A 14,344-nucleotide genomic window follows, 5' to 3' on the forward strand; every position below is an offset into this window, starting at 1 on the left:
TAGAAACCTTACATCAACTGTAAGTGGTATATGAGGTGCGCCATCATTACAATAGATAATATGAAAGGATGGCGGTGAACATTATGAGCAATATTTTACAGGTGGACCGTCTGAAAAAGACATATGGAAAAGGAGAGAGCAGGACGGAAGCCTTAAAGGGGATTTCGTTCGATACAGGCTTTGGGATAAGGCTTGTTTTCCATTTGTAAAGGGAGGGATAAAGCAGAAGAAGGCGGTTATCTGTGCGCCGATTGTCAAATATGGCAAGGAGGAACCGTTTCGGTGAATGGCAAGGAGGAATCGTTTTAGTGAAAGATAAACAAGTGGCTGTCACACGAAATAGTGTGGCAGCCACTTGCATGAACAAAATTTTCAGATCAGTTTTCGGCCTGCATATTTTTCATAGCATTTGTCAGCATCATCTTGATCCGGTTGAGCTGGTTGACCTCGGAAGCGCCGGGATCGAAGTCGATGGCGACGATATTTGCCTTCGGGTATTCGGCGCGGATTTCCTTGATGACGCCCTTGCCGACGATGTGGTTCGGGAGACAGCCAAACGGCTGAATACATACGATGTTGTTGACACCACCGTGAATGAGCTCCATCATCTCGCCGGTCAGGAACCATCCCTCGCCGGTCTGGTTGCCGACGGAGACGATCGGAGACGCGTAATGAGCGAGCTCATCGATTTTCGCGGACGGCGTGAAATGCGTGCTCCGGATGAATTCATCGTTTGCAGCCTTGCGCAGCACGTTGACCGCGGCAATTCCGGCCTGTGTCAGAAGCATGGATTTCTTCTTTGTGCCATAATGGCGGTATTTGAACTTCGCATTGTAGAAGCTGTACATGAAGAAATCTACAAAGTCGGGCACGACGGCCTCGGCGCCTTCCTTCTCCAGCTGATCGACCAGATGATTGTTGGCGGCAGGAGCATATTTCACAAGGATTTCTCCGACGATGCCGACCCGCGGCTTGCGAAGACTCTCATCAACCGGCAGGCGGTCGAAGTCACGGATGATCGAGCGGCAGAGATTGGTGTAGCTGTGCCATCCGACCCTCTTGTTGGTCAGATAGTTGATGCAGATTTTTTCCCATTTTTTATGCAGGCGGTTCGCGGAGCCGGGAACCTTCTCATACGGCCTCATGCGGTACAGGCACTTCATGAAGATATCACCGAAGATTGCGGCATAAACGATCCGGATCGCCATATCAGGTGTAATCTTGAATCCCGGATTGTCTTCCAGGCCCACAAGGTTCAGGGAGATAACCGGCACCTGCGGATATCCGCCCTTCTTCAGTGCGCGGCGGATGAAAGCAATATAGTTCGACGCGCGGCAGCCGCCTCCGGTCTGGCTCATGATGATAGCTGTATGATCCGGATCATACTTTCCGGAATCCAGGGCATCCATGAACTGCCCGACGACCAGAAGAGAGGGGTAGCAGGCATCGTTGTTTACATAGCGCAGGCCCTCATCAATGGAGTGCCGGTTGTCGTTGTCCAGGACGTGGAGATGATAACCTCCGGTGTTGAAGGCGGCCTCAAGCAGACTGAAGTGTATCGGCGACATCTGCGGAGCCAGGATGGTATATCCCTCCTCCTTCATCTGCTTTGTGAATACGACCCGCTCCGCGGCAGAGTTGTGAATCTCGCGCGGCTGTGGATTTTTCTCTCTCGCACGAACGGCGGCGAGAAGGGAACGGATCCGGATCCGGACAGCTCCCAGGTTGTTCACCTCATCGATCTTCAGAACGGTGTAGATCTTGTTGCTGCCGGAGAGAATCTCGTACACCTGGTCCGTCGTTACAGCATCCAGACCGCAGCCGAAGGAGTTCAGCTGGATCAGCTCCAGGTCGTCTCTTGTCTTGACGAAGTTGGCGGCGGCATAAAGCCGGGTGTGGTACATCCACTGGTCGTTTACGCGCAGAGGCCGTTCGATCGGAGCAAGGTCGGAGATCGAATCCTCGGTCAGGACAGCGACGTCGTAGGAGGTAATCATATCCGGGATTCCATGGTGAATCTCCGGGTCAATATGATACGGACGTCCGGCGAGAACAATGCCGTGATGATGGGTTTCTTCCATCCATTTGAGGACTTCCCTTCCCTTCTTGCGTACTTCATCGCGGACATTTGCCATCTCGACCCATCCGGCGTGGCAGGCCTCGCGGACTTCCTTCTCGGGAATGTCATGAAAGACCTTTACCAGTTCGTCTGCCAGGGTCTGTTCCGTGGTCATGGCCAGGAACGGATTCATGAAGTGGATGGACGGATCCTTCAGCTCGTCGACGTTGTTCTTGATGTTTTCGGCGTACGAGGTAACGATCGGGCAGTTGTAGTGATTTACGGCTTCCGCGAATTCCTGACGTTCATAGGGAATACATGGATAGAAAATATTCTTCACACCCTGACGGATCAGCCAGGTGATGTGGCCGTGGCTGATCTTGGCGGGATAGCAGGCGGTATCACTTGGGATGGACTCGATGCCAAGCTCATAGATCTTCCTCGTGGAGGTCGGGGACAGGACAACGCTGTATCCGAGCTTTGTGAAGAAGGTGAACCACAGCGGGTAATTCTCATACATGTTCAAAACACGCGGGATTCCGATTTTTCCGCGCGGAGCCTCATCCGCGGTCAGTGGCGTGTAGCCGAAGATGCGGTTGTATTTCCACTCGTACATATTCGGGATATGGTGCGCGTTTTTCTGCTTTCCGATTCCCCGCTCGCAGCGGTTTCCGCTGATGTACTGGCGGCCGCCGGAGAAGCGGTTGATGGTCAGGCGGCAGTGGTTTGTGCAGCCCTTGCAGTAGGCGCTCTTTGTGGAGTACTGCAGAGTATTGATCTTGTCGATGGGAAGCATTGTGGTTTCCCTGCCTTCGCAGCGGTCGCGGGCGATCAGGGCGGCGCCGAAGGCACCCATGATTCCGGCGATGTCCGGGCGGACTGCCTCGCAGTCCGCAATGCGCTCAAAGCTTCTGAGCACTGCGTTGTTGTAGAAGGTACCTCCCTGTACGACGATGTGGCGGCCAAGCTCTTTCGCGTCGGAGACCTTTATTACCTTATAAAGAGCGTTCCGGATGACGGAATACGCGAGTCCGGCAGAGATGTCGGCTACGGTCGCGCCCTCCTTCTGGGCCTGCTTCACGCGGGAGTTCATGAATACCGTGCATCGTGTTCCGAGGTCAATCGGGTTCTCTGCGAACAGAGCCTCCTGCGCAAAGTCCTTGACGTCATAGCCCAGAGAATTCGCGAAGTTCTCGATAAAAGACCCGCAGCCGGAGGAGCAGGCCTCGTTCAGCTGGACGCTGTCGACGGCGTGATCGCGGATCTTGATGCATTTCATGTCCTGACCGCCGATATCCAGGATGCAGTCCACATCCGGATCAAAGAAGGAAGCGGCAGTATAGTGCGCGATGGTTTCGACTTCGCCCTCGTCCAGCATGAGGCCGGATTTGATCAGCTGTTCCCCGTAACCGGTGGAGCAGGAATAGGCAATCCGCGCGCCCTCAGGAAGCTTGCTGTAGATGTCCTGGATGGCGCGGATCGAGGTGGCCAGAGGATTTCCGTGGTTATTGTCGTAGAAGGAGTAAAGGAGCTTTCCGTCCTCGGAGATCAGCGCCGCCTTTGTTGTGGTGGATCCGGCATCGATGCCGAGATAACAGTTTCCCTTATAATCCTCGAGATTGCCGGTTTCGACCTTATCCCGGTTGTGGCGTTCAATAAATTCCCGGTATTCGTCTTTATTGGCGAAGAGCGGAGCCATGCGGGCAACTTCCATCTGCATCTTGACACCGTGGCGCAGGCGCTCCTTCATATCAGTCAGAGAATATTCCACGTCTTCCTTTGCATTCAGGGCAGAACCCAGAGCAGCAAAAAGATGGGAATTTTCCGGAACGATGGTATGTTCCTCGTCGAGGTTCAGAGTGCGGATGAAGCATTTGCGAAGCTCGGAGAGGAAGTGGAGCGGACCTCCGAGGAAGGCAACATGGCCGCGGATCGGTTTGCCGCAGGCAAGACCGGAGATGGTCTGGTTTACCACCGCCTGAAAAATGGATACAGACAGATCTTCCTTGGTCGCGCCCTCATTGATCAGCGGCTGAATATCTGTCTTGGCGAAGACACCACAGCGTGCGGCGATCGGGTAGATTGCCTGATAGTGCTTGGCGTATTCGTTAAGTCCGGTTGCGTCCGTCTGCAGAAGAGAGGCCATCTGGTCAATAAAAGAACCGGTTCCTCCGGCGCAGACGCCGTTCATTCTCTGCTCGATATTTCCATTCTCAAAGTAGATGATCTTCGCGTCCTCGCCGCCGAGCTCGATGGCAACGTCGGTCTGAGGAGCCTGGAACTGCAGGGCGGAGGAAACGGCGATAACCTCCTGCATGAACGGAACATCGATGTTCTGAGCGAGGGCAAGGCCGCCGGATCCGGTGATGACCGGATGAATCTGGACGTTCCCCGTTATCTTCTCCGCTTCTTCGAGAAGATCCGCGAGGGTCTCCTGAATTTTAGCAAAATGTCTCCGGTAGTCGGAGAACAGGATGTGTTTTTCCAGGTCCAGGACGACAATCTTGACCGTTGTGGAACCGATATCAATACCTAATGTATAGTTTAAATCTGACATACAATTTTACTCCTTTATATTCAGAACGATTATACGACAAGGATTTTTTAAAAACAACAGCAAGGGTATCGGCCAAAAATGAAAAAATGGTAAAAAACATGGGCGGAAACGCAGGGTTTAGGACACATCCGTAAAACTGGGGTTCTGATTTTGCACAATATAATGGAGCACTTGGCATTGCCAGCGCAGACACCGGGGAAGGGAGTGAGACACTTGCGGGCATCGGGTAAATCCGTTATGATAAATTGTAAACAGATGATATTGCAGGTCTTTTCTGCGGAAACGGAGTATTATGGCAGAGTATAAATTGATAAAGGTAAGCGGCAGAGCGAAGCGGGCGGAGTTCAAAACCGTGCATGGTACGGTGCAGACGCCGGTTTTCATGAACGTGGGTACGGTGGGTGCCATCAAGGGGGCTGTCTCGACCGAAGATCTGGAGCGTCTCGGGACGCAGATCGAGCTGTCCAACACCTATCACCTTCATGTGCGTCCGGGAGACGAGGTGGTCAAAAAGCTCGGCGGCCTTCATAAGTTCATGTCCTGGAACAAACCGATTCTGACGGATTCGGGCGGGTTTCAGGTTTTTTCCCTGGCAGATTCGCGAAAGATCAGGGAAGAGGGCGTCACCTTCCACTCTCATGTGGATGGAAGGCTGATCTTCATGGGGCCGGAGGAGAGCATGCAGATTCAGTCGAATCTCGGCTCAACGATCGCGATGGCCTTTGATGAGTGCCCGTCCAGCGTTGCGACCAGAAAATATGTGAAAGAGTCCATTGACCGGACGTACCGGTGGCTGATCCGCTGCCAGAAGAAAATGAGGGAGCTGAATCAGAGAGAAGACACCATTAATAAGGAACAGCTTCTGTTCGCGATCAATCAGGGGGCGGTTTATCCGGATCTCCGGATTGAGCACGCGAAAAGAATCCGGGAGCTGGATGCCGACGGCTACGCGGTCGGTGGACTGGCGGTCGGTGAAACACATGAGCAGATGTATGATATTCTGGATCATGTGGTGCCGGAGCTTCCGCAGGACAGGCCAACATACCTGATGGGAGTCGGCACGCCTGCGAACATCATCGAGGCGGTGGACCGTGGCGTGGATTTCTTCGACTGCGTTTATCCGAGCCGGAACGGGCGTCACGGGCATGTGTATACCCACAGGGGCCATCTGAATCTGATCAACGCGCAGTATGAGCTGGACAGCCGGCCAATAGAAGAGGGATGCCAGTGTCCGGTGTGCCGCAGGTACAGCCGGGCTTATATCCGTCACCTCCTGAAAGCAAAGGAGATGCTGGGAATGCGTCTTTGCACGGAGCACAACCTGTACTTCTACAACCATCTGACCCGGGAGATCCGCAGCGCGATCGAGGAGGACCGCTGGGATTCCTGGAAGAGAAAAGCACTGGATGATCTTCGGGAGGAGGAAGAGAAGCATGAGGCGATGAAGCAGCCGAAGTATTACCAGAAGGTTGCCAATGAGAGAATATTCCGGAAGGAACAGGGAGATACCATGAGGGATCCGCATGATACCGTAAAGGAAGAACAGATGAAAGAGGAACAGGCAGTCCGTCAGGAGACGGAGAAATGAACAAAAGTCAGTTTAGACGGGTGCGAAATTTGTGAAAACTCCATAAAATAGCTTGTCACCCGGTTTAATATCATGTATTATTATTTTTTGACAGTTATATCCGAAATCAATTACAGGGAGGAATCGTTATGATTTTTGCAAGTTCAGCTTCGGGTTCAGGCAGCGCGCTGAGCATGATCATCCTGCTGGTCGCTATGTTCGCGCTGATGTATTTTATGATGATCCGTCCGCAGCGGAAAGAGCAGAAGAAGATGCAGGCAATGCTCAGTGCCATGGAGATCGGCGACGCTGTTGTGACGACCGGAGGATTCTATGGAATCATCATCGATATCAGCGAGGACGATGTCATCGTAGAGTTCGGCAACAACAAGAACTGCCGGATTCCGATGCGCAAAGAGGCGATTGCACAGGTTGAGAAGCCGGAGCAGGCGGCTGCAGCGAAGGAAGAAAAGGCTGCTGCGGCAAAGACTGCGGAGAAGGACGCAAAGAAATAATCGGAAGATCAGATTTTCAGGCACAGGAGCGCAGGTTTCTGTGCTTTTCTTTTTTTGTCGGGTTATTTCGGAGATTCGGCTTTTTTTGCCGGTTGAAATGATACTTGAATTGAAGTATTATATAAACTACGAATCAAGTATAAGTTGAATGAATGTACACATAGATGGTTTAACAGGACTTATATTAAATTATCAAAATATCAAAAGAAGAGGTGAACCTGATTCATGGAGTTTAAAATTGGTTTAATTCACGGGGACGGCATCGGACCCGAAATTGTAAATGAGGCACAGAAGGTTCTGGATGCGGTTGCCGGGAAGTATCATCACACCTTTCATTATACAAATCTTCTGCTCGGAGGAGCATCCATCGACGCAACAGGACTTCCCCTCACAGAGGAGACCGTGGCGGAGGCAAAGACATGCGATGCGGTCCTGATGGGGTCGATTGGAGGATACGCGAAGACCTCTCCGTGGTACAGGCTGGAGCCGTCGAAACGCCCGGAGGCGGGTCTGCTTGGTATCCGCAAGGCACTGGGGCTTTTTGCGAATCTTCGCCCGGCTTACCTGTACAATGAACTTCGGGACGCCTGCCCCCTGAAGGATGAGATCATCGGGGATGAGGGCTTCAATCTGATCATTGTGCGGGAACTCACCGGAGGTCTTTATTTTGGCGCGCGAGAGACAAAGGACGTTGACGGCGTGGAGACAGCGGTCGATACACTCAGCTACAATGAGAATGAGATCCGGAGGATCGCGAAGAGAGCCTTCGAGATTGCCATGAAACGGAACAAGAAGGTGACCGAGGTGGACAAGGCAAATGTGCTGGATTCCTCCAGACTGTGGAGAAAGGTGACAGCAGAGGTCGCGAAGGAATATCCGGAGGTTACCTATGAGAATATGCTGGTCGATAACTGCGCGATGCAGCTGGTCCGCGACCCGAAGCAGTTTGATGTCATCCTGACGGAGAACATGTTCGGCGACATCCTTTCGGACGAGGCAAGCATGGTGACCGGATCCATCGGAATGCTTTCCTCCGCCAGCCTGAACGAGACGAGCTTCGGCCTGTATGAGCCGTCGCATGGCTCCGCGCCGGACATCGCCGGCAAGAATATCGCGAACCCGATTGCGACCATTCTCTCGGCGGCAATGATGCTCCGCTATTCCCTGAATCTTGATGAGGAGGCGGATGATGTGGAGTCGGCGGTTGAGAGAGTTCTCGCCGACGGATACCGGACAGGAGACATCTATTCCGAGGGCACGACGAAGGTGACCTGTTCCGGAATGGGAGATGCCATCACGGCGATTCTGAAGGAAGCGTAAGAAACAAAATCGAGATGCCGGGTTTCTCCGGCGCAAAAGGATAGATAAGTACGATTAGATGGGAGAACGGATTATGAATAGTGATCATGTTACGAAGGGTATGCAGGCGGCGCCTGCGAGAAGCCTGTTCAATGCACTTGGATTTACACCGGAGGAGATGAAGAAGCCGTTAATCGGCATTGTCTGCTCCTACAATGAAATCGTTCCGGGCCACATGAACCTGGACAAGATCGCTCAGGCGGTGAAGATGGGTGTCGCCGAGGCCGGCGGAATGCCGGTGATGTTTCCGGCGATAGCGGTCTGTGATGGTATCGCCATGGGCCACATTGGAATGAAGTATTCGCTGGTTACCCGTGATCTGATCTGCGATTCCACGGAGTGCATGGCAATCGCGCATCAGTTCGACGGACTGGTGATGATTCCGAACTGCGACAAGAATGTTCCGGGTCTCCTGATGGCGGCTGCCCGCATCAACATCCCTACCGTTTTCGTCAGCGGCGGCCCGATGATGGCCGGACATGTCTACGGCAGGAAGAGAAGCCTCTCTTCCATGTTTGAGGCGGTAGGCTCCTATGCGGCAGGCAAGTTCACCGAGGAACAGGTATCGGAATATGAGAGAAAGGTCTGCCCGACCTGCGGGTCCTGTTCCGGCATGTATACCGCGAACAGCATGAACTGCATCACCGAGGCGCTTGGTATGGGACTTCAGGGCAACGGCACGATCCCGGCGGTATATTCCGAGAGGCTCCGTCTCGCCAAGCACGCTGGCATGAAGGTCATGGAGATGCTGGAGAAAAATATCCGTCCCCGCGACATCATGACAAAGGAAGCATTCCTGAACGCGCTGACCGTTGATATGGCGCTCGGATGTTCAACCAATACCATGCTTCATATCCCGGCGATCGCACATGAGGCAGGATTTGATTTTGACACAGAACTGGCAAACGAGATCAGTGAGAAGACACCGAATCTCTGCCATCTCGCACCCGCTGGCGCCACCTACATGGAAGATCTGAACGAGGCGGGCGGTGTCTATGCGGTGATGAATGAGCTTTCCAAGAAGAATCTTCTGAATCTCGACTGCATGACCGTAACCGGCAAGACTGTCGGCGAGAATATCAAGAATTGCATCAATAAGGATCCGGAGATCATCCGTCCGATCGATCATCCGTTTATGGAGAAGGGCGGACTTGCTGTACTCAAGGGCAACCTGGCACCGGACACTGCAATCGTAAAACAGTCCGCTGTACTTCCGGAGATGATGGTGCATGAGGGCCCGGCAAGGGTATTCGACTGTGAGGAGGACGCGATCGCTGCGATCAAGGGCGGGAAAATCGTTCCCGGCGACGTGGTTGTGATTCGCTATGAAGGACCAAAGGGCGGACCGGGCATGAGAGAGATGCTGAACCCGACCTCGGCGATTGCCGGAATGGGTCTTGACTCCAGTGTCGCGCTGATCACAGACGGGCGTTTCTCCGGCGCTTCCAGAGGAGCTTCCATCGGTCATGTCAGCCCGGAAGCAGCGGTTGGAGGACCGATTGCCTTTGTGCACGAGGGAGACATCATCAGCATCGATATTCCGAATCACAAGCTCGACATGAAGGTGAGCGATGAGGAAATCGCCAGAAGAAAGGCAGAGTGGGTTCCGAGAAAGCCAAATGTGACTACCGGATATCTTGCGCGTTATGCGGCTATGGTGACCAGCGCAAACCGCGGAGCAATTCTTAAGACGCCGGATGCAGAATAAATCTCAGGAATAGATCTCGCGGACGCAGGGTTTATTTAAACCTCAGGAATAGATATCGCGGACGCAGGATATATTTAAATCTCAGGAATAGATCTCGCCGGACGCAGGATATATCAGAAATAAATCCTGCTGTATATAGAATTAATCTCAACAAAGCTCACAGAAAAAGACGCAGACTGCCGGGTGCGGCGCACCCGTGCAGCGCTACATGAAAGAGGGATATTGACATGCAGTTAAATGGTTCACAGATCGTCATCGAGTGCCTGAAGGAGCAGGGAGTGGATACCGTCTTCGGATATCCGGGCGGAGCCATTCTGAATATCTATGACGAATTATATAAACATCCGGAAATCCATCATATTCTGACTTCTCATGAGCAGGGAGCCTCTCACGCAGCGGACGGCTATGCGAGAGCGACTGGCAGGGTTGGCGTATGCATGGCAACATCCGGACCCGGAGCGACAAACCTGGTAACCGGCATCGCGACGGCCTACATGGATTCTGTTCCGATCGTGGCAATCACCGCGAACGTCGGAACCAGCTACCTCGGAAAAGACAGCTTTCAGGAGGTTGATATCACCGGAATCACCACACCCATCACGAAATACAGCTCAATTGTCAAGGATGTGACCCGCCTTGCTGACACCATCCGGCGCGCGTTTGCCATCGCAAAGAGCGGAAGACCGGGACCGGTGCTTGTAGATATCCCGAAGGATATCACGGCGGCAGTCTGTGATTTCGAGAGAAAAGAACCGGAAAATCCGGAACCGGACAGAAACGTAAATCAGAAAGATCTCGCAAGAGCTGTGGAAATGATCAATGCTTCAAAGCGGCCGTATCTCTTTGTCGGAGGTGGAGCGGCAATTTCCGGCGCGCAGAAGGAAGTTATCGAACTCGCGCATCGGATTCAGGCGCCTGTCTGTGACACCCTGATGGGAAAGGGAACCTTCCCGGGTACGGATGATCAGTATATGGGAATGCTCGGCATGCACGGCACGAAGGGCGCGAACCTCCTCACTTCGGAGTGTGATCTTCTGATCGTTCTGGGAGCCCGCTTTTCAGACAGGGATGTGGGTTCACCGAAGACCTTCGCGAAGCAGGCAAAGATTCTTCAGATTGATGTAGATCCTGCAGAAGTGAACAAAAATGTTGTCGTTGATGCGAGCGTATCCGGCGATATGAAGACAGTTCTGGATGAACTCCTTCCGGAGATCAGGGAAAAGTCGAATCCGCAGTGGACGGAGGAGATGCACCGGAAGCAGAAACTGGTCAATGACTATGTGCCGGAGGACCGTCTCACGGCGCAGTTTGTCATCCGGAAGATTTATGAGATCACAAAGGGGCAGGCGATTATCTGCACTGATGTGGGACAGCACCAGATGTGGGCGGCTCAGTATTACAAGTATACGGAACCGAGGACTCTGATTACCTCCGGAGGACTTGGAACGATGGGATATGGACTCGGTGCGGCGATTGGAGCGAAGTGTGGAAGACCGGACAAAACGGTCATCAACATAGCCGGGGACGGCTGTTTCCGCATGAATATGAACGAGATTGCCACGGCTGCTCGGAGCGGCATTCCGGTGATTGAGGTTGTGATCAACAACCATGTGCTCGGAATGGTCCGCCAGTGGCAGAACCTGTTCTACGGACAGCGTTACTCCAACACAATACTGGATGACAAGGTCGATTTCGTCAAGGTGGCGGAAGCGCTCGGCGCAGAAGGTGTACGCATCACGAAGGCAGAGGAATTTGCGCCTGCTCTTGAGAAGGCAATTGCTGATCAGAAGCCTGTCGTGCTCGACTGCGTGATTGATCCGGACGATAAGGTTTCTCCGATGATCCCGGCCGGCAAGCCGAATGATGAAATCTACGATCAGAAAGACATGGAGAACTGGAACAAATAGAATCTGCGCATTGTATATCCGGCAGGGCAGCAGTATTTGCGGCTCTGCCGTTTTTTTACGCGAGCGTCGCGATAGCGAGATAAAACTCGCGCAGCGTGTTTTATCTCGTTTAAGAGGTGCCTGATCATGAAAAAACGGCAGAGGCGTGTTATATTCATCGGAGTTTTAGCAATTCTGCCCTGCTGATCACGTGTAAATGGCAGGGATGGGATTACACGGTTGTTCTGTTATCTCCGGTTATCCCCGGATCTCCGGATTTTGCGTGTTCGGAGATTGACAAGCGTTTGTCAGAAGTTTATCATATTAAAGTGTCTTTCATACGAGAGACTGCACACTAGAATTTTACCAGGAGGATATCAAAATGAGCAGAGTTTATAATTTTTCGGCCGGACCGGCTGTTCTTCCGGAGGAGGTTCTGAAGGAAGCACAGGAAGAGATGATGGACTACCGCGGCTGCGGGATGTCGGTCATGGAGATGAGTCACCGATCTAAAATGTTCGATGATATTATCAATGAAGCCGAGCAGGATTTCCGCGAGCTTGTCGGAGTTCCGGATAATTATAAGATTCTGTTCTTACAGGGCGGCGGAAGTCTTCAGTTTGCGCAGATTCCGATGAATCTCATGAAGAACCGTGTCGCTGACTACATCATCACCGGAAACTGGGCGAAGAAGGCATACCAGGAGGCTCAGATCTATGGCAAGGCAAATGCGGTTGCTTCCTCCGAGGATCAGAATTACACCTATATCCCGGACTGCTCCGACCTTCCCATCGATGATGACGCGGATTATGTATACATCTGCGAAAACAATACCATTTACGGAACAGAGTACAAGAAGCTTCCGAACACGAAGGGCAAACTCCTTGTGGCGGATGTTTCCTCCAATTTCCTGTCACGCCCGATCGATGTTGAGAAATACGGTCTCTTCTTCGGCGGCGTTCAGAAGAATGTCGGACCTGCGGGAATGGTTATTACCGTAATCCGCGATGACCTGATCACGGACAGCTGTCTGCCGGGTACGCCGACGATGATGAAATATAAGACGCAGGCGGACAAGAATTCTCTGTACAACACGCCGAACTGCTGGTGCATCTACATCTGCGGAAAGGTCTTCAAGTGGCTGAAGAAAAACGGCGGACTTGAGGCGATGAACGAGCGCAATGAAAAGAAGGCAAAACTCCTCTATGATTATCTCGATCAGTCAAAGCTGTTCAAGGGCACAGTTCGGAAAGAGGACCGGTCTCTGATGAACGTTCCGTTTGTAACCGGAGATAAAGATCTGGATGCAAAGTTTGTCGCCGAGGCGAAGGAGGCCGGACTGGAGAACCTGAAGGGCCATCGTACTGTCGGCGGAATGCGCGCTTCCATTTACAATGCGATGCCATACGCGGGTGTTGAGGCTCTCGTGAAATTCATGGGTGAGTTTGAGAAGGAGAATCTGAAATAATGTACCAGTACAATTGTTTGAATAATATTTCAAAAGTCGGTCTTCAGCGATTCAGCGACCAGTACAGGGAGACAGACCGGTTCGAAGACGCAGATGCCGTTCTGGTCAGAAGCGCAAAAATGCATGATATGGAGTTTGGAGGCAAGCTTCTGGCAATCGCCCGCGCGGGTGCCGGTGTCAACAACATTCCGCTTGAGAAATGCGCAGAGAAGGGAATTGTTGTGTTCAACACTCCCGGAGCCAACGCGAATGCCGTAAAGGAACTGGTCATTGCGTCAATGCTTCTGGCATCCCGTGATATTATCGGCGGCATCGAGTGGGTAAGAGCAAATCACGACGATGAAAATATCGGCAAGGACGCGGAAAAGGCCAAAAAGCAGTTCGCCGGAACCGAGATCAGCGGAAAGAAACTGGGAATCATCGGACTTGGCGCGATCGGGCAGCTCGTCGCGAACGCGGCGACGCACCTCGGGATGGATGTCTATGGCTATGATCCTTTCCTGTCGGTCGATGCCGCATGGAACCTTTCGAGAACGATTCGCCACATCCAGGATGTTAACGAGATCTATAAGGAATGCGATTTCATCACTGTTCATGTGCCGGCAACCGACAGCACCAGAGGCATGATCAGCCGTGAGGCAATTGAGATGATGAAGCCGGGCGTTGTAGTCATGAACTACGCGCGTGATATTCTGGTGGACGAGGATGCGATGGTCGATGCCCTGAAAAGCGGCAAGGTCAGAAGATACATGACGGATTTTGCCAATGACAAGATCATCAGTGCGCCGAACACCATTATTACCCCTCATCTCGGAGCTTCCACTGAGGAAGCTGAGGACAACTGCGCGGAGATGGCGGTCAAGGAGCTCAGAGATTTCATTGAGAACGGAAATATCAGCCATTCTGTGAATTATCCGAACATGAACAATGGCATTCTGCGTGATGCGGCGCGTCTGTGCATCTGCCACAGAAATGTGAAGGACATGATCCGCAGATTTACGAGAATCCTCTCGGATGAGGGATTTAATATTGCGAACATGGCGAACAAGAGCCGCGGTGATTTCGCTTATACGGTCATCGATCTTGAGTCGCCGGTGAACGAACAGGTGATGACGAAGATTGAGGCCACCGACGGTGTGCTGAAGGCAAGAGTCATCACAAGATAAGTGGCACAAAAAGGATGGAACCCCGGAAAGCAATTTCCGGGGTTTCTGCGCTTATGAGC

8 protein-coding genes are annotated in these 14,344 nt (G+C 52.5%); 7 read left to right on the forward strand and 1 reads right to left on the reverse strand.

Features of this window, described 5'->3' with window-relative positions:
• Positions 1–377: 377 nt before the first annotated feature.
• A complete protein-coding gene (locus tag ACTQ3A_RS03430; protein ID WP_441494050.1) occupies positions 378–4,616 on the reverse strand; it encodes an acyl-CoA dehydratase activase-related protein in 4,239 nt (1,412 codons plus the stop codon).
• 292 nt (positions 4,617–4,908) lie between these two features.
• Here ACTQ3A_RS03430 and tgt point away from each other — a divergent pair, with 292 nt between their 5' ends.
• The 7 genes from tgt to ACTQ3A_RS03465 all read left to right on the forward strand — a co-directional run bounded on the left by tgt (position 4,909) and on the right by ACTQ3A_RS03465 (position 14,285).
• On the forward strand, positions 4,909–6,204 hold the full coding sequence (gene tgt, locus ACTQ3A_RS03435) for a tRNA guanosine(34) transglycosylase Tgt (RefSeq protein ID WP_441100893.1): 1,296 nt from the start codon (positions 4,909–4,911) through the stop codon (positions 6,202–6,204).
• Positions 6,205–6,377: 173 nt separating this feature from the next.
• Positions 6,378–6,698: a preprotein translocase subunit YajC gene (gene yajC / locus ACTQ3A_RS03440; RefSeq protein WP_441100943.1), complete on the forward strand. Its 321-nt coding sequence runs from the start codon at positions 6,378–6,380 to the stop codon at positions 6,696–6,698.
• A gap of 225 nt (positions 6,699–6,923) precedes the next feature.
• On the forward strand, positions 6,924–8,018 hold the full coding sequence (leuB, locus tag ACTQ3A_RS03445; protein ID WP_441494051.1) for a 3-isopropylmalate dehydrogenase: 1,095 nt from the start codon (positions 6,924–6,926) through the stop codon (positions 8,016–8,018).
• A gap of 73 nt (positions 8,019–8,091) precedes the next feature.
• On the forward strand, positions 8,092–9,765 hold the full coding sequence (ilvD, locus tag ACTQ3A_RS03450; RefSeq protein WP_441494052.1) for a dihydroxy-acid dehydratase: 1,674 nt from the start codon (positions 8,092–8,094) through the stop codon (positions 9,763–9,765).
• 227 nt (positions 9,766–9,992) lie between these two features.
• Positions 9,993–11,672: a biosynthetic-type acetolactate synthase large subunit gene (gene ilvB / locus ACTQ3A_RS03455; RefSeq protein WP_441474836.1), complete on the forward strand. Its 1,680-nt coding sequence runs from the start codon at positions 9,993–9,995 to the stop codon at positions 11,670–11,672.
• A gap of 361 nt (positions 11,673–12,033) precedes the next feature.
• Complete coding sequence (serC, locus tag ACTQ3A_RS03460; RefSeq protein WP_441100889.1) at positions 12,034–13,119, forward strand: 3-phosphoserine/phosphohydroxythreonine transaminase; 1,086 nt, start codon at positions 12,034–12,036, stop codon at positions 13,117–13,119.
• Positions 13,119–14,285: a phosphoglycerate dehydrogenase gene (locus tag ACTQ3A_RS03465; protein ID WP_441494053.1), complete on the forward strand. Its 1,167-nt coding sequence runs from the start codon at positions 13,119–13,121 to the stop codon at positions 14,283–14,285. Before serC ends, ACTQ3A_RS03465 begins: the two co-directional genes overlap by 1 nt.
• The last annotated feature ends 59 nt before the right edge of the window (positions 14,286–14,344 follow it).

Source organism: Bilifractor sp. LCP21S3_F8 (assembly GCF_052117805.1).
Classification (GTDB): domain Bacteria; phylum Bacillota; class Clostridia; order Lachnospirales; family Lachnospiraceae; genus Bilifractor.